This window comes from Bradyrhizobium sp. 195, assembly GCF_023101665.1.
In the GTDB taxonomy this organism is placed as follows: Bacteria; Pseudomonadota; Alphaproteobacteria; order Rhizobiales; family Xanthobacteraceae; genus Bradyrhizobium.
This window is the reverse complement of the sequence record NZ_CP082161.1, coordinates 3,768,799-3,784,835: the sequence shown is the minus strand read 5'-3', so window position 1 is coordinate 3,784,835 and position 16,037 is coordinate 3,768,799. Positions and strand designations below refer to the sequence as shown.

Genomic DNA, 16,037 nt, shown 5'->3' with positions numbered 1-16,037 from the left:
GAGCGCGTGACGGTCGCTGCCGGGCAGCCGCGACCGTCACCACCTTGACGCTGCGCGACGCCGCCTCAAGGCCTGACAAGCGCAAATTGAGCCGAAGAACGAATTCCGGGGGGGACCGATTTGCTGAGCGCGATAGCCGCCGTTTTCATCGTTGCGTATGCAGCCATCGCGCTCGAACACCCGCTCGGCGTCAACAAGAGCGCTTCGGCTCTCCTGGGGGCGGGCCTGCTCTGGACCATCTATGCGATGTCCGTCGGCGACGCCTCGCTCGTCAACCACCAGCTCGACGAATCCGTCGCATCGACCGCGCAAATCGTCTTCTTCCTGATCGGCGCCATGACGATCGTCGAGGTGATCGACGCCCACAACGGCTTCGAAGTCATCACCTCGATCATCCGCACCACGAAGCAGACCACTCTGATGTGGATCATCGGCTTCGTGACGTTCTTCCTGAGCTCGATCCTCGACAATCTGACAACCACCATCGTGATGATCTCGCTGATCCAGAAGCTGATCGGCAACAAAAACGACCGCCTGCTGTTTGCGTCCATCATCGTGATTGCCGCCAATGCCGGCGGCGCCTGGACCGTGATCGGCGACGTCACGACGACGATGCTCTGGATCGGGGGCCAGATCACGCCTGTCAGCATCATGAAGGCGGTGTTCCTGCCGTCACTGCTCAATTTGCTGATACCGCTGCTCATCATCGGCTACTCCGTTAGGGGGAAGGACATCGGTCCGCCCCTGCAGCGGGAAGCGCAGGCTCTCAGAGTCGATCTGTTCGAGCGCAACCTGATGTTCTATCTCGGGCTCGGTACACTGGTCGCGGTCCCGGTTTTCAAGGCCGTGACGCACCTTGCCCCCTTCATGGGCATCCTGTTCGGGCTGGGGATCCTCTGGCTGGTCGGCGAGATCGTTCACCGCCACAAGGACGAGGATGCGCGTCGCCCCCTCACCCTCGCCCATGCGCTGACCCGCATCGACATGAGTTCCATCGTGTTCTTCGTCGGCATCCTCATGGCCGTCGCGTGCCTGGAGCACGCCCGCGTCCTCGAGGTGTTGGCCAAATGGCTCGATGCCACGGTCGGTCGTCTCGACATCATCGTCATCCTGCTCGGCCTCTTGAGCGCCATCATCGACAACGTGCCGCTCGTCGCGGCAACGATGGGCATGTACAATCTGACGCAATATCCGCCGGACAGCTTCATCTGGGAGTTCATCGCCTATTGCGCCGGCACTGGCGGCTCGATCCTGATCATCGGCTCGGCCGCGGGCGTTGCCGCCATGGGACTCGAGAAGATCGAGTTCTTCTGGTACGCCCGCCGCATCGCAGGTCCCGCGCTCGTGGGATATCTGGCGGGAGCGGTGGTATACATCGTACAGTATGCGGCGCTGCATTGATCGGCACGGCCGAGATCCAAATTAACGCCGGGTTAACGTAATTCTTTAGCTCCTTAAGTCACCTCTTAAGGATTTCTTGCCAGAGATAGAGAATGCAGAAGGCCCGCGTCCGGCGTGGGCAGGAATCGTGTTGCTTGATGAGTAACCCCGCTGAAAAGCCCGAGGTTGTGGAGCTTCCGGCCGAGCCGGTGAGCGCTCCATCGGCGAGCAGCCGAAGGGCTGCGGCGCAGCGGGTGCGCGAGGCCCGCGACAAGTTAACATCGACCAGCGGAACCCGGCCGGCCTTCGACGCCGAGATGCTGCGCCAATACGCCCAGACGCGGCTATCGGCTTCCTACGTCGTGATGCTGCTGGTGGTCGCAACCGGCGTGCTGTTCGGGCTGTGGATGCAGCCGATCCCGGCCGCAGCCTGGACCGCGGGCATGCTCTGCATCCACAGCGCCATGATCCGCAGTTGCCGGCGGTTCCTGCTCGAGCCCAGCTCTCCTGCCGCAACACGGGCATGGCGGACGCGCTTCGTCGTGCTCGACCTGCTCTATGGCCTGTGCTGGATGGCGATCCTGATCCATCCCGTGCTCGACATGGTCACGGAAACGCTGATGATGTTCCTGATGCTGCTGGTGATCGCAGTATCGAGCATGCTCGCCGCCAATCTGCCGATCGCAGCCCTTGCTGCCACCGCGCCGGTCGCGGTCGCAATGGCGCTGAGCTTTGCGATGACCGGCTCGCTGGACAATTACGTCCTGGCGGCGCTGGCGCTCGCCGCCGAAGGCTACTTCGTGCTGCTGGCGCATCGCCTGCATTCCTCCACCTTCGCCACGCTGGAAGCACGCGCCGAGAAGGACGCGCTGATCGGCGAGCTCGAACAGGCCAAGGCGATCTCGGACGAAGCGCGCCATCGCGCCGAATCCGCCAACGTCGCCAAGTCGCGCTTCCTCGCGCAGATGAGCCACGAGCTGCGCACGCCGCTGAATGCCATCCTCGGTTTCTCCGAGGTGATGAAGAGCGAGATCTTTGGCGCACATGCGGTGCCGGTCTACAAGGAATATTCCGCCGATATCCATAATTCCGGCGTGCACCTGCTCAACCTCATCAACGAGATCCTCGATCTGTCGCGGATCGAGGCCGGCCGCTACGAGCTGAACGAGGAAGCGGTGTCGCTGGTCGGCATCGTCGCCGACTGCCATCATCTGATGAAGCTGCGTGCCTCGAGCCGCGGCATCACCATCCACGAAGTGTTCGAGCAGGCCATGCCGCGGCTCTGGGCCGACGAGCGCGCGATCCGCCAGGTCGTGCTCAATCTGCTATCCAACTCGATCAAGTTCACCCCGCAGGGCGGCGAGATCTGGCTCAAGGCCGGCTGGACCGCTTCGGGCGGACAATATCTCTCTGTAAAGGATTCCGGCTCCGGCATTCCCGAGGACGAGATCCCGGTCGTGCTCGCCTCGTTCGGCCAGGGCTCCAACTCGATCAAGTCGGCCGAACAGGGCGCCGGTCTCGGTCTGCCGATCGCCAAGAATCTGATCGACCTGCATGGCGGCACGTTCACGCTGAAATCCAAGCTGCGCATCGGCACCGAGGTGATCGTCACCTTCCCGCCGGAGCGCGTCATGAGCGCGCTTGCACCGCTGTCGGATGATTCTCCGCCGCTCCAGCCGGAGAGTTCCGTACTGCCCGACGAGAAGCGCCGGCCGCGCCACAAGCCGATCATGAGCGCAGGCACGGGCTCGTAACCAGATGCTTGCAGACATGCCCGACAATCCCCCACTATGTCCGAATGAGCAAAGAAACGCCGTGCGTCGCGGTCTGCATGATCGATCCCAGGACCAAACTATGCTTCGGCTGCGGCCGAACCTTGCCCGAGATCGCGCGCTGGCACGCCATGGAAAGCGCGGACCGGCTCGCGGTCATGGCCCTGCTGCCGACACGCATGACGGAAGCTGGACTTGTGCCGATCGTGGGATCTCCGAAACGCACCTGACCGGCCTGCGCGCCTCCGGAGGCGCGCAATGATCCGCTTCCTGCTCGTTCTCGTCATGCTCGCCGGCACGGCAGGTGCGGTCGTCGCCTATGGCGATCCCGATCAGATCGCGCGCGCCAGCCACAAGGTCTCGCACATTTTTCGCGGGCAGACGGCGACGCCCGCCCCCGCCGTGCAGATCCCACGCGGTCAGGGCGGCGAATTTGCGCTGCGTGCGAAGATCAACGGTGTCGCAGCGCCGATGGTGATCGATACCGGTGCGACATCGGTCGTGCTGACCTGGGAAACCGCGAAAGCAATCGGGCTGCCGCTCGAGATGCTCGAATACGACGTCGATCTCGAAACCGCCGGTGGTCATACCAAGGCAGCTCGCCTCACGCTGGAGCGCCTCTCCGTCGGCCATCTGGTTGAAAAATCGGTGCCGGCCCTCGTCGTTCAGCGCGGGCAGATGAAGACCAATCTGCTCGGCATGAGCTTCCTCGACCGCCTGGAAAGCTGGGGCGTCCGCGCCGACAAGCTGATGCTCACGGGCTATCCCGAGCTTCAGAGCGGCCACCGCCGCTCGCGCACGGCGATCGACTAAAGCGCGATGCGATCAGGATGGATCGCCATCGCGTTTTAGGTTGTTGTTTAAGCATGATCTCCGCGCAAACGCGTTCCGCGTTTGTCGCGAGGGAAAACCGCTGCGCACTTTTCCGCATCATGCTTTAGCCGACTTACGCCGCCTCGGCCGGCACGCGTGCACCGACGCGCGCGATCGCATCGCGCAGCACTTCGAGGCCGGCGCCCGGCTTCACGCCCTGCTCTGCGAGATGGCGACGGAAGGCCCGTGCGCCGGGCACGGCGTGGAATGCGCCGACGAAATGCCGCGTGATCGCATGCAGCCGCGTGCCGCGCGCGAGCTGCTGCTCGATATAGGGCATCATCGCCTCGAGCGCGTCCTGCATGGATCCATGCGGGGCCGCTTCGCCGAAGATATCGGAATCGACAGCGAGCAGCCGCCACGGCTCCTGATAGGCGGCCCGGCCGAGCATCACGCCGTCGACATGTTCCAGATGCGCCTTCGCCTCGTCGAGCCCAGGAATGCCGCCATTGATGATCACGGGCACACCGGGCATTGCGCGCTTGAGGCGATAGACGCGCTCATAGTCGAGCGGCGGGATGTCGCGGTTCTCCTTCGGAGACAAACCGTTGAGCCAAGCCTTGCGGGCATGCACGATCAGCGCGTCGCAGCCGGCGTCGACCACCCCGCGCGCAAGCGCATCGAGCGCAACCTCCGGATCCTGGTCGTCAATGCCGATACGGCACTTCACCGTGACGGGAACGGCGACTGCGCGCTTCATTGCTTCGACGCACCTTGCCACCAGCTCCGGCTCCGCCATGAGGCAGGCGCCGAAGCGGCCGTCCTTCACGCGATCGGACGGGCAACCAACGTTGAGATTGATCTCGTCATAGCCGAACGCCTCGCCGATCGCCGCCGCCTGCGCGAGCTCGCGCGGATCCGAGCCACCAAGCTGAAGTGCGACCGGATGCTCGATCGCGTCGAACCCGAGCAGCCGCTCCCGGTCGCCATGAATGATGGCGCCAGTGGTCAGCATCTCGGTGTAGAGCAGCGCCCGCCGCGTCAGATGACGATGGAACACCCGGCAGTGCCGGTCAGTCCAATCCATCATGGGGGCGACGGAAAAGCGATAGTCCTGCGAATTCAATTTGTTACCGTATATTCTTCAACATCCGCCCCGTTATACTATTTCCGCGAAAATAGTATAGCCGGTGGGCGCGCGCGGTCGTCAAGCCGTCCGTAACCACGGTAACAAGCGATATATGACTTCGCCCTCTCTCCCAATCCACCAACAAGCAGACGGCATTATGGGGGAATCGCAACCGGAAGAGCAGTGTCGATCAGTAGTGAATTGGATTTCGACACCCCTGTCCGGTAATTGAAAAACCTGAGCCTTCGCTCCGATCCATCGTGCGTCAATTTGTGCCAGCCCGCATGTAGCAGCGGCAATTTGGGCAAGCTCCAGGAATTACCAGCACACCGCTCTCGCAGCGCAATTCATGACGGCCCACAACTGCCAGCAATCGCTCTGCAATTGGATCAATCGCTCTGGGGCGGCGCTGCGCCGACCCCCTACCATCACTGTATCGACGTCAACGGTAGATGGAAGGACACGTGATGATCTGGAAGAATCTCGTCAACCAATCTGCGACCCTTGCATCACGGCCTAGAGTCCTCACCACCACCTTCATGTGCGCCCTTTCAGCGACGGTACGCTTCGCTTCGACAGGCGATGAAGGAGCGAAGATCCCGGCGGAGCCGGCTCATAGGCGAAATCTCCTGGTCTCGATCATGACCAGGGACAGTGTTCCGATCTTCTGCATGGGCTGGAGGCCGAAACCCGCCCAGCCGCTTGTGTTTCAACGCCCGAAAGCCTGCCGCGCCTGGCCGCTTTAGCAAGACGCCGGAGGTATCGTCATGATCCGGAACCCAACCGGCGGCGCCACGCCCGGGGCGATCGTCGCTACGCTGAAAGCGATGACCGTTGGCTCGCCAAAAGCACGCGCCAGCTTTGCCAGAGGCCGCTGCGTCCGGGGGACGTATATCCCGTCGGATCGGGCGGAGGAAATCACGAAGTCCCGGAGTTTCACTGCCGCGTCACGCGTGCTGGCGCGCTTCTCCGTGGACGGCGGCAATCCACGCATGCCAGGCGCAGATGATCCCGTGCTGCGCGGGTTTAGCTTCAGGCTCGGAGACATCAACCATCATTCCGACATTCTCACACAGAGCGCTCCCATTCACTATGCGAGGACTGCCGCGCAGATGTTGGCATATTTGAAGGCTCGCGTTCCCGGACCGGACGGACGGCCCGATCCGGAGAAACTCAGGGCATTCTCCGCGGCCAATTCCGAGACGCTGCATCAGGCCACCTACCTGGCCGCCCATCCGCTTCCCGCAAGCTTTGCCGATACCACCTACTGGGCCGTACACGCCTTTCCCGCGACAAATCGGAGTGGCGAGACTCAATTCATCAAATTCAAGGTCGTGCCGGTCGGCAGTCAAGCCGCACCGACCGAAGACACGACCGAAACAAAACCTGAAGGCCTCCTGCAGGACGATTTGGAAAGCCGGATCGCGGCGCGCGACATCCGGTTCAGCCTGATGGCGGTGCTGGGTCGTGCCGGAGACCCTTTACTGGACGTCACGATCCGATGGCCGGAAGAGGACCACCGGGAGACGGTGCGGCTCGGGACAATCGTGATCACGGCAATTGAAGCCAACGAAGCGTGCAATGCATCGGCCTTCAATCCGGCAAACCTCGCCGAGGGCATCGGGTATCCTCCCGACGAGATCTTTGCGGTCCGCCGCGCCGCCTACACGATCTCACGGGCTAGGCGCCGCTGATCGAAGGATCAGCTTTCGCTCTCCCCGGTGCCCTGCGTTTCGCGGCGCCACGCCGCGGGGCTGGCGCCGACTTGCGCCGAAAACACCCGCGTAAAGTGGCTTTGATTGGCAAACCCGGCCGAGATCGCAATTTCGGACAGCGACAGGTCTCGCGCGGTCATCAACTGCTTGGCCGCGTTCACACGCTGGCGCAGCAGCCATTGGTGCGGCGGCAGGCCGGTCGAGATGCGAAACGCGCGCGAAAAATGGCTGACCGAGAGGCCAAACTCGGCCGCGATCTGTGGCAATGAAAGCGTCCCGCCGAGGTCGGAGTCGAGCCGTTCGCAGGCGCGCTTTATCTGCCATGGGGCGAGACCGCCACGAGACAGCGCGCGGATGGTTCGCAGCCCGCCATAGGTTTGCGCGGCATGCGCGGTAAATGCGAGCATCGCGTAATCGATGAAGAGCTGGTTGGTCTCGGCCGGCCGACGCAACGCTTGCAGTAGCGTCCCCCCAATATGACGGATGATCGGATCGTCATGACCGGTACCGAGCTGCGAGGGGAGTTCACCGACGCGCGGCGCGTTGAACTGCTCAGAGATAGAGTTGAGCGCCGAGCGCGGCAGATAGAAAATAAGGAAATGTAACGGTTGGTTGATGATGAAACTCGGATTTTTCTTCATGTCGTACAGATGCGTCGAGCCCGCACGAATATCGATCTTTGTGGCAGGCCCGCCGCGCTCCCAGCGTTCGGCGTTGGGGTAATCGTAAAGTTTCAGGCCGACCATATAAGCATCCTGAATATCCATCTGGCCGGAAGGGCCTTCCACCGGGTTATCATCCAGCACCTCGGTAACCGCGATCTCGGCATTGCGCAGCGAACGCGTGATCAACGAGGACGGTTGACGCTCGAGATGAAGGTACCGTTGAACATTCTGACCGTAGAGACCGTTCTGTTTCATATGGACCGGCTCCTCGAGTAGAGTTGCACCATACGCGCGATCGCGATCGACCAGAGGTCACGACCATTGAGCGGATCACGAAGCAGCCGTCGGGGCGGCCGGTGATCACATTTGATCTTCGGAGCCACCAAGTCTCTCGCGGCGCCACGCCGCCGGGCTTTCGCCGACTTGCGCCGAAAACACCTTCGTAAAGTGGCTTTGATTGGCAAATCCGGCCGATATCGCAATCTCCGACAACGGCAGGTCCCGCACGGTGGTCATCAACCGTTTGGCCGCCTCCACGCGCTGGCGCAGCAGCCATTGGTGCGGCGGCAGGCCGGCCGAGATGCGAAACGCGCGCGAAAAATGACCGACCGAAAGGCCAAACTCGGCCGCGATCTGTTGCAGTGAAAGCGTCCCGCCGAGGTCGGCGTCGAGCTTTTCGCAGGCACGCTTCATCTGCCACGGGGGCAGACCGCCGCGAGCCGGCCCGTTTGTGCTCTGCATCCCGCCATAGGCCTGGGCAATATGCGCGGTGAACGCCAGCATCATGTGATCGATGAAAAGCTGGTTGGCTTCGGCCGGTCGACTGAGCCCTTGCAGCAGCAACGCTCCGATATGACGCATGACCTTGTCATCATGTCCGACGCCGAACTGGCAGGCGAGGTCGCCAACAGGCGGCGTCCCGGATTCCTTGGCGATGCGGTCGAGCGCCGAACGCGGCAGATAGAAGTGGAGAGAATGAAACGGCTTGTCGATGATGAAACCCGGATCGCTCCTGAGATCATACAGATATGTCGTACCCGCTTTGACATCCGCCTTCCCGACGCACTTGCCGTTATCCCAGAGCTCGCAGTCTGGGTAATCGTGAAGCTTCAGGCTGACGAAATAGGCCTCATCGGCCACGGAGCCGGAACGACCCGGTACCGGATTATCAACCTGGGTTTCGGTGACCGCGAGTTCGATGCCGCGCAGTGAACGCGTGATCAGAGAGGGGGGTGCATCCCTCAGATGCAACTGCTGCCTGACCCTCTGCCCGAAGGTGCTCGCCTGTACCATTTGTTCGGACCATTCGCGGGGTTTTATCGGGCCGCCCAACTCGCTGCCGCCACCATCTCGCGGCACATTATCCGGTATCCGAGTGCGGAGGTCTAGATTGGCGCCGGCGCGAAACGCGATTGTGAGCATCGGAGCCGTGACTGTCACAAAGCGATTTTGTGGAGCGATTTCAACATCCAACCCACATGATTGCAGATCTTCGCCTTCCCTCCAATAAATGGCGCGCCGCGACGTTTGAGTAGAATCAGACAAGGTGCGGCCGTTTTGGGAAAGACCCCGTAGTCCTACGCGCCTAGAACGCCGCGGAGAACTCGCGACGCCCCGCGGTACCGGCACAAGCAAACGGTGGCTTTACGCCAGCCGCAGTCACTCCCGGCGACGCGAGTGCACATCTCCTCTGAAGGCGTACCTCCATGAGCGAACCGATCCCGCGTGATTCTGCGCATGAAAATCCGTCGGGCGCTTCCCGTGCGAGCCAAGGCCAATTACGGAATGCCGAACAGCGTTCCGCCGATGTGGAGATGGCGCGCGTCCTCAACACCGAACCGGTCCGCATGGCTTTGGACCCCTCCGGTGCCGCGATCGCCCACTGGAAGCATGACCCGTTGCACGATGTCGTCGAGCCCATGAGCGACCACGTCATCATGGCCTACAATGGCTCGGTGCAGCACGTGGAGCGCCGCTCCGGAAGATCGATCGCGAAGGGAACGTTCCGCGTTGGCGCCGTAATCATCATTCCGGAAGGATCAAGCTCGCGGTGGGATATTCCGAAACCCGTGGATGTCGTTCAGCTCTATCTGCCGACCACAACGCTCGAGCGCGTTGCCCGCGAATCCGACACGGCCACCGCGATCGACCTTCTGGAGCGAACGGGGCACCCTGATCCCGTTACATCCCGATTGCTCCTGAGCGCGGCCGACGGGCTGGAGGGCAACTCCGCCCTCGACACGCTGTTTAGGCATCAGCTCATCGACCTGCTCGCCACGCGTCTCCTGGCTACGCACACCGCCTCGCCGACCGCGTTTCAGCCGACCATCGGCGGGCTTTCGCCAAAGGTTCTGCTTCGCGCCATCGAACGCTTGCGCTCCGACAGCGATGCCGACGTCTCGCTTGCGGCTCTCGCTTCGGACGCCGGCCTGTCGCGGTCCCACTTCTGCCGCGCGTTCAAGGAAAGTACCGGACTCTCCCCTCATGCCTGGCTGCGGCAATACCGCCTCGAGCAAGCCATGAACATGCTGCGCGACACCGACACATCGATCGTGTCGGTGGCGGCCGAGCTTGGCTATGCCTCGCAGACGGCATTCGCGGCCGCCTTCAGGCGGTTGACCGGAGAAACCCCGAGCGATTGGCGACGACACATGCGTTAGCAGCCATCGCTCTGCAGGCAACAAGATGACCAAACATGACGACAGCTCAATGAGCACCCCGACTCTGCACGATGCTGCGCAGGAAGCTAGGCCGCGTCTTTCCCAGGCTCGCCAGCCCACATTGCCGGTCGCCGATCTGCGTCCTGCCGATGTGGAGATGGCGCGTGTCCTCAAGACTGCGCCGCTTCGCATGGCTTCAGACTCGACCAATGGCGCCATCGCGCATTGGAAGCATGGGGCTCTGCACGATGTGGTCGAGCCCATGACTCACCACGTCATCATGACTTATCCTACCGGCGTTCAGCGCCTGGAGCGGCGTACCGGGAAATCGGTCGCGATTGGAACGGCGCGTTCCGGCGTGGTGACGATCATTCCGGCTGGTTCAAGCGCAAGATGGGATATCCCCGGCGCCGTCGACGTCATCCAGCTCTATCTCCCGCAAACCACGCTTGAACGTGTTGGTCGCGAAGCCGACGTGCCCAGTCCCGGCCATCTTCTGGAACGGACGGGGCATCCCGATCCCGTTACATCCGGATTGCTGATGAGTGCGGCCGACGTGCTGGGAGGCAGCGCGCTCCTGGATGCCTTGTTCAGGCAGCAACTGACGGATCTCGTGGCGACGCGAATCCTGGCCGCCCATAGCGGCACGCCAATCATGTTCGAGCCGATCACGGGCGGGCTGTCGGCCCGTGCTCTGCAACGCGCGATTGAACGCCTGCGCTCGGACAGCGACGGTGACATATCTCTGGCCAAGCTTGCGTCGGATGCCGGCCTGTCGCGCTTCCACTTCTGTCGTGCCTTCAAGGAGAGCACCGGCCTCTCGCCGCACGCCTGGCTGCGCCAGCAGCGGCTCGAGCGGGCCATGAACATGCTGCGCGAAACCGACGTGTCGATCGAGTTGGTGGCCGTAGAGCTCGGTTACGCTTCGCAAACGGCATTCGCCGCGGCGTTCAAGAAACTGACCGGCGAAACCCCGAGCGATTGGCGACGGCGCATGCGGTAGCAGCAATCTCTCTGCAATCGCGGCAATCGCGCTGGCGCGGTCGCAGCTTCGATCCCGTAGATTTGCGGTATCGAACATCGACAACGGACGGAGACGAACAATGGCCTGGAAGCACTGTGTCGCCCTCCTTGCAATCATGCCGCGACGTCGGGTCATCGCCACCGCGCTGGTGTACGGACTGTCGCTCAGCGTGCGCTTCACCTCGGCGACGGGGGAGGAAGTCGAAATTCCGGCACCGATAGCAGCGTCGATCATGACCAGAGCCGGGGCCTCCATCTTCCACGATGACTGGCCCTTGAGGCCCAGCGAGTCGATCGCCTTTCAGTTCCGCCGGCCGACGGTTTCCCGCGGCTGTCACGCAGCGTGCGAGCGTCCTTCCATGATAACGCCGGACTGCAGCGCCCCGTAGGCGCTCGACGAATCTATTTTCACGCCTTCGCGTCATCGCCGATTGCGACAAGCCATTCCGGATGCCGGAGCGGCAACGGTGACGCGCGAGTCCGAGAAGTCAAATCAGAGGAGTAGACCCTATGCGACTAGTCATCATCGGCGCCGGCTTCGCCGGCATGTACGCCGCCCTTTCCGCCGCCCGCCTGCGCGACATCCAGGGCGTTTCGCCCGAAGGGCTCGAGATCGCGCTGGTTTCGCCAGAGCCGACGCTCGTCGTCCGCCCGCGGCTCTATGAACCGAAGCCCGAGACCCTGACCGCACCGCTCCTGGATGTCCTCAAGGCCATCGACGTTGCCTATGTGCAGGGCAGCGCAGAGACAATCGACACCCAGTCGCGCGTGGTGGGAATCGTCGCCGCGAAAGGCGCGAAGAAGAGCCTGTCCTACGACCGGCTGGTGGTGGCGACCGGCAGCCGGCTGGCTCGTCCGAATATTCCGGGCCTTGCCGAACATGGTTTCAGCGTCGACCAGCTCGACGATGCGATTGCCCTTGACCGGCATCTGCACGGTCTGGCTGACCGGCCGGCATTGAACGGACGCGACACCGTCGTTGTGGCCGGCGGCGGGTTCACCGGCATCGAGGCGGCGACCGAGTTGCCAACGCGGATTCGCGCCATTTTCGGCAAGGACGTCAAGCCGCGCGTCATCATCGTCGACCGCAACAGCGCGATCGCTCCCGCCATGGGCGAAGGCCCCCGCCCGCTCATCGAGGACGCCCTGCACAAGCGCGGAGTGGAGACTCGGCTCGGTGTCGGTGTCACCTCGCTCGATAAATCGGGCGTCACGTTGACGTCAGGCGAACACATCGAGGCCGAGACCGTGATTTGGGCGGGCGGCATTCGCGCGGCTCCGTTGACCGCACAGGTACCTGCCGAGCGCGACAATTCCGGCCGGCTGCTGGTCGACCGTGATTTGCGCGTGCCGTCGGTACCCGGCGTCTTTGCCACCGGCGATGCCGCCCGCGCCGCCTGCGACGATGACGGCAATTACGCGCTGATGTCGTGCCAGCACGCCACGCGAATGGGCGCCTTTGCCGGTCACAACGCCGCCACAGAACTGCTCGGCGTTCCGACCAAACGCTACCATCAGGAGAAATACGTCACCTGCCTCGACCTCGGCGAAGCCGACGCGGTGTTCACCCGCGGCTGGGAGCGCGAGGTGACGATGGTCGGCGAGACCGCCAAGAAGACCAAGCAGGAGATCAACACCGTCTGGATCTATCCGCCGAAGGCCGAGCGCGCCGCCGCCCTTGCCTCGGCCGATCCGGAGCGTGTCGGCGATGTAAGCGGCTTCTTCTAGACCCTCACGCTAAGCAGGCCGCGCTCCGCGCTGGCTGCACGGCCTGCCCGAACAAGACCAGCCAGCACCCAACCATGTAACAGGAGAGAAACATGAACCTGCACGACCCCTCATACACCGGCAACAAGGCGCCCGATGAATTGGTCCCCTCGCGCTACGCGCTGCGGATCGGCGAGATTGACGTGATGGTGGTCAGCGACGGAGTGCTGACTCTGCCGGGCGCGATGTTGGCGCACAACGCGGCACCGGCCGTCCGCGAGGCCTGGCTGAAAGACAATTTCCTGCCACCGGACGCGTTCGATTGGGCGCTCAACGTGGTCGTCGTGCGCAGCGGCGGCCGGACCATCCTCATCGACGCCGGGATGGGCGCGGAGTTTCCCCTGCCTCGGGCCGGGCAACTGATCCATCGACTGGAAGCGGCCGGCATCGATCTCGCATCCGTGACCGACGTGGTGCTTACCCACATGCACATGGATCACGTCGGCGGGCTGCTTGTCGAAGGCGTGAAGGAGCAACTGCGTCCGGACCTGCAGATCCACGTGGCGGCCGCCGAGATCAAGTTCTGGGAAGCGCCCGATTTCTCTCGCGTCTCGATGCCGGACGGTCTCCCGGATGCGCTTCGCACGACGGCCAAACGGTTCGCGAAAGAGTACCGCAGCCAGCTTCGGCTCTTCGAGGATGAGCACGAAGTGGCGCCGGGCGTGGTCATACATCGCACCGGCGGTCACACCCCCGGGCACAGCATCGTCCGCCTGACATCCGGCGGCGACCGGCTGACGTTCGCTGGCGACCTCGTGTTCGCAGTCGGGTTCGAACACCCCGACTGGCACAACGGCTTCGAACACTACCCGGAGGAAGCGGCTCGCGCCCGCACCAGCCTTTTGCGCGAGCTGGCGGAAACCGGCGGGCTGCTGGTGGCCACGCATATGCCGTTCCCATCCGTGGGCCACGTGGCCGTAGCCGGCGACGCCTTTCGTTGGGTGCCGGCCCTCTGGGACTACTGATCGTTTGTCGGCTTAGCCCCGATAAGCGTGCGCAGCAAGCGCTTCATCCGATACGGGCCGCGTTTCCCGCGCCAGAGCGCGGCCCGCGCAACATCGATCAACCTGGAGCCCGACCGCGATGAAACACGAGACCGTGCGAACGAAGGCCTTCGCCATGCCGCTGACGAATCCGGCTTTTCCACCCGGCCCGTACCGCTTCGTCAACCGCGAATACTTCATCATCCAGTATCGCACCGATCCCGAGGCTTTGCGCCGGATCGTGCCGGAGCCACTCGAACTCACCGAGCCGGTGGTGAATTACGAGTTCATCCGCATGCCCGACTCGACCGGCTTCGGCGACTACACCGAAAGCGGTCAGGTCATCCCGGTGTCCTGGCGAGGCCAGGCCGGCAGCTTCACGCACCAGATGTTTCTCAACGACCATCCGCCCATCGCCGGCGGGCGTGAACTTTGGGGCTTCCCCAAGAAACTTGCGCAGCCAAAACTCGCCGTCGAGACCGATACGCTGGTCGGAACCTTGAACTACGGTTCGGTCCGCGTTGCCACCGGTACCATGGGCTACAAACACCGCACGCTCGACGCTGATCTGGAGGCCCGAAAGCTCGCTGGCCCCAACTTCCTGCTCAAGATCATTCCCCATGTCGACGGCACGGCACGCATCTGCGAACTGGTGCGCTACCACCTCGAAGACATCACCGTGAAAGGCGCATGGACCGGGCCCGCGGCGCTGGACCTGTGTTCGCATGCCCTGGCTCCCGTCGCCGAGCTGCCGGTGCTTCAGGTCCTGTCGGCCAAGCACCTCGTTGCCGACCTGACGCTGGGACTTGGCACTGTCGTCCACGACTACCTTGCACCTGGCGCCGCCGTGCGCGGATCCGGGTCCAAAGTTCTGATCGAAGCGAATGTCGGCTGATCGGATCGGCCATCATGCAAGGAGTCCTGGCAATGCTGAACGTGATACGTGAACAGACTAGTCCCGCGCCGCAACAGCAGTGCAATGTGCTGCCCTATGATGTCGTCGCTCTCGTGCTGCAAGGCGGCGGCGCGCTCGGGGCCTATCAGGCCGGCGTCTATGAGGGCCTGCATGAGGCTGGCATCCGGCCGAACTGGCTGGCCGGCATTTCGATCGGCGCGCTCAACGCCGCCATCATCGCGGGCTCGCCTGAAGGCGAGCGGGTACAGCGGCTGCGCGAATTCTGGGAGACCATCTGCGCCTTCTCGATCGAGTGGCCCGCCGGCGAAGGGCTCGCCAACGCCTTGCCCTTTGCGTTCGACATCAGCTCGGTGCGCAACGCGATGGCGGCGACGCGGGCCCTGGTGCAGGGCCAGCCCGGCTTCTTCAAGCCACGTTTCCCTTCACCGCTCTGGTCCCCGTTCTCGGGCGATGCGGCGACGAGCTTCTACGACACGGCACCGTTGCAACAGACGCTGGAGCGCCTCGTCGACTTCGACCGCTTGAACTCGGGCGAAATGCGCGTCAGCGTCGGCGCAGTCAACGTCCGCACCGGCAACCTGACCTATTTCGACACCGCCGAACGCCGTCTGGGACCGAAGCATTTCATGGCGTCAGGCGCCCTGCCGCCGGGATTCCCCGCGGTCGAAATTGAAGGCGAGCACTATTGGGATGGCGGTGTCGTCTCCAACACGCCCCTTTCCCGCGTGCTGTCCGGCGAGCCGCGCGACACGCTGACGTTCCAGATCGATCTCTGGTCGGCGATGGGTCGCGTTCCCCGCGACATGATGGAGGTGTCGAGCCGGCAAAAGGACATTCAATATTCCAGTCGGACGCGGGCCATTACGGACCACATGACGCGGATGCAGAAGATGCGTCAGGCATTGCAGCGGACGATGGAGAAACTGCCGACAAGTGCAAAGAACGACCCGGAAATCCGAGCCATTGCCGATCTGGCCCGCCACAGCTCCTACAACATCATCCACCTGATCTACCAGTCCAAGATCTACGAGGGTCACTCCAGGGACTACGAGTTCGGGTTGAGCGCGATGCGCACGCATTGGCAGAGCGGACTGGATGACATCCGCCGCACGCTGGCCGAGCCGCGGCGTCTCGATCGGCCGCCACCTGAGCTCGGCATGGTCACCCACGACATCCATCGTCGGGACTGAGCTTTAACGCATCCTGCAGATTTG

General features: G+C 63.1%; 14 protein-coding genes and 1 pseudogene. 12 read left to right on the top strand and 3 right to left on the bottom strand.

Annotated features, from left to right (window positions below; all coding sequences use genetic code 11):
- Nucleotides 1-120: 120 nt before the first annotated feature.
- The 4 genes from nhaD (at nt 121) to IVB26_RS17245 (ending at nt 3,965) form a co-directional block, all read left to right on the top strand.
- Complete coding sequence (gene nhaD / locus IVB26_RS17260; protein WP_247972744.1) at nt 121-1,401, top strand: sodium:proton antiporter NhaD; 1,281 nt, start codon at nt 121-123, stop codon at nt 1,399-1,401.
- A gap of 137 nt (nt 1,402-1,538) precedes the next feature.
- The gene (locus IVB26_RS17255; protein WP_247972743.1) at nt 1,539-3,134 is read left to right on the top strand and encodes a sensor histidine kinase; all 1,596 of its coding nucleotides are present in this window, start codon (nt 1,539-1,541) and stop codon (nt 3,132-3,134) included.
- A gap of 44 nt (nt 3,135-3,178) precedes the next feature.
- Nucleotides 3,179-3,382 carry a DUF1289 domain-containing protein gene (locus IVB26_RS17250; protein ID WP_247972742.1) on the top strand — a complete coding sequence of 68 codons (204 nt, stop codon included), beginning with the start codon at nt 3,179-3,181 and terminating at the stop codon, nt 3,380-3,382.
- Between the two features lie 28 nt (nt 3,383-3,410).
- On the top strand, nt 3,411-3,965 hold the full coding sequence (locus IVB26_RS17245) for a TIGR02281 family clan AA aspartic protease (RefSeq protein WP_247972741.1): 555 nt from the start codon (nt 3,411-3,413) through the stop codon (nt 3,963-3,965).
- A 133-nt stretch (nt 3,966-4,098) separates the two neighbouring features.
- Here IVB26_RS17245 and dusA read toward each other — a convergent pair whose 3' ends face one another.
- Nucleotides 4,099-5,055, bottom strand: coding sequence for a tRNA dihydrouridine(20/20a) synthase DusA (dusA, locus tag IVB26_RS17240; protein ID WP_247972740.1), 957 nt, complete (start codon nt 5,053-5,055; stop codon nt 4,099-4,101).
- An 806-nt stretch (nt 5,056-5,861) separates the two neighbouring features.
- Here dusA and IVB26_RS17235 point away from each other — a divergent pair.
- On the top strand, nt 5,862-6,788 hold the full coding sequence (locus tag IVB26_RS17235) for a catalase (RefSeq protein ID WP_247972739.1): 927 nt from the start codon (nt 5,862-5,864) through the stop codon (nt 6,786-6,788).
- Between the two features lie 8 nt (nt 6,789-6,796).
- On the opposite strand, the gene IVB26_RS17230 is transcribed toward IVB26_RS17235, so the two are convergent.
- Nucleotides 6,797-7,729, bottom strand: a complete 933-nt coding sequence (locus IVB26_RS17230; RefSeq protein ID WP_247972738.1) for a helix-turn-helix domain-containing protein — start codon at nt 7,727-7,729, stop codon at nt 6,797-6,799.
- A gap of 105 nt (nt 7,730-7,834) precedes the next feature.
- Nucleotides 7,835-9,019 (bottom strand): helix-turn-helix domain-containing protein, encoded by a 1,185-nt coding sequence (locus IVB26_RS17225; RefSeq protein ID WP_346732878.1) that lies wholly within the window; start codon nt 9,017-9,019, stop codon nt 7,835-7,837.
- Nucleotides 9,020-9,282: 263 nt separating this feature from the next.
- Here IVB26_RS17225 and IVB26_RS17220 point away from each other — a divergent pair.
- From IVB26_RS17220 to IVB26_RS17190, 7 genes and pseudogenes are all read left to right on the top strand, one after another.
- Nucleotides 9,283-10,134: pseudogene (locus IVB26_RS17220) on the top strand (helix-turn-helix domain-containing protein); the annotation flags it as partial.
- 49 nt (nt 10,135-10,183) lie between these two features.
- A complete protein-coding gene (locus IVB26_RS17215) occupies nt 10,184-11,137 on the top strand; it encodes a helix-turn-helix domain-containing protein (protein ID WP_247972736.1) in 954 nt (317 codons plus the stop codon).
- Nucleotides 11,138-11,237: 100 nt separating this feature from the next.
- Nucleotides 11,238-11,546 (top strand): hypothetical protein, encoded by a 309-nt coding sequence (locus tag IVB26_RS17210; protein WP_247972735.1) that lies wholly within the window; start codon nt 11,238-11,240, stop codon nt 11,544-11,546.
- A gap of 121 nt (nt 11,547-11,667) precedes the next feature.
- Nucleotides 11,668-12,885, top strand: coding sequence for an NAD(P)/FAD-dependent oxidoreductase (locus tag IVB26_RS17205; protein ID WP_247972734.1), 1,218 nt, complete (start codon nt 11,668-11,670; stop codon nt 12,883-12,885).
- A 92-nt stretch (nt 12,886-12,977) separates the two neighbouring features.
- Complete coding sequence (locus IVB26_RS17200) at nt 12,978-13,889, top strand: MBL fold metallo-hydrolase (RefSeq protein WP_247972733.1); 912 nt, start codon at nt 12,978-12,980, stop codon at nt 13,887-13,889.
- Nucleotides 13,890-14,007: 118 nt separating this feature from the next.
- Nucleotides 14,008-14,802, top strand: a complete 795-nt coding sequence (locus IVB26_RS17195; RefSeq protein ID WP_247972732.1) for an acetoacetate decarboxylase — start codon at nt 14,008-14,010, stop codon at nt 14,800-14,802.
- Between the two features lie 32 nt (nt 14,803-14,834).
- Nucleotides 14,835-16,013, top strand: a complete 1,179-nt coding sequence (locus IVB26_RS17190) for a DUF3734 domain-containing protein (protein WP_247972731.1) — start codon at nt 14,835-14,837, stop codon at nt 16,011-16,013.
- Nucleotides 16,014-16,037: the final 24 nt, after the last annotated feature.

Bases quoted from the DNA above. Each gene is read 5' to 3' on its own strand.
- IVB26_RS17235 (WP_247972739.1), top strand. From the start codon at position 5,862: ATGATCCGGAACCCAACCGGCGGCGCCACGCCCGGGGCGATCGTCGCT.
- dusA (WP_247972740.1), bottom strand. From the start codon at position 5,055: ATGATGGATTGGACTGACCGGCACTGCCGGGTGTTCCATCGTCATCTG.
- IVB26_RS17255 (WP_247972743.1), top strand. From the start codon at position 1,539: ATGAGTAACCCCGCTGAAAAGCCCGAGGTTGTGGAGCTTCCGGCCGAG.
- IVB26_RS17210 (WP_247972735.1), top strand. From the start codon at position 11,238: ATGGCCTGGAAGCACTGTGTCGCCCTCCTTGCAATCATGCCGCGACGT.
- IVB26_RS17250 (WP_247972742.1), top strand. From the start codon at position 3,179: ATGAGCAAAGAAACGCCGTGCGTCGCGGTCTGCATGATCGATCCCAGG.
- IVB26_RS17215 (WP_247972736.1), top strand. From the start codon at position 10,184: ATGAGCACCCCGACTCTGCACGATGCTGCGCAGGAAGCTAGGCCGCGT.
- IVB26_RS17195 (WP_247972732.1), top strand. From the start codon at position 14,008: ATGAAACACGAGACCGTGCGAACGAAGGCCTTCGCCATGCCGCTGACG.
- IVB26_RS17200 (WP_247972733.1), top strand. From the start codon at position 12,978: ATGAACCTGCACGACCCCTCATACACCGGCAACAAGGCGCCCGATGAA.
- IVB26_RS17230 (WP_247972738.1), bottom strand. From the start codon at position 7,729: ATGAAACAGAACGGTCTCTACGGTCAGAATGTTCAACGGTACCTTCAT.
- IVB26_RS17245 (WP_247972741.1), top strand. From the start codon at position 3,411: ATGATCCGCTTCCTGCTCGTTCTCGTCATGCTCGCCGGCACGGCAGGT.
- IVB26_RS17190 (WP_247972731.1), top strand. From the start codon at position 14,835: ATGCTGAACGTGATACGTGAACAGACTAGTCCCGCGCCGCAACAGCAG.
- IVB26_RS17205 (WP_247972734.1), top strand. From the start codon at position 11,668: ATGCGACTAGTCATCATCGGCGCCGGCTTCGCCGGCATGTACGCCGCC.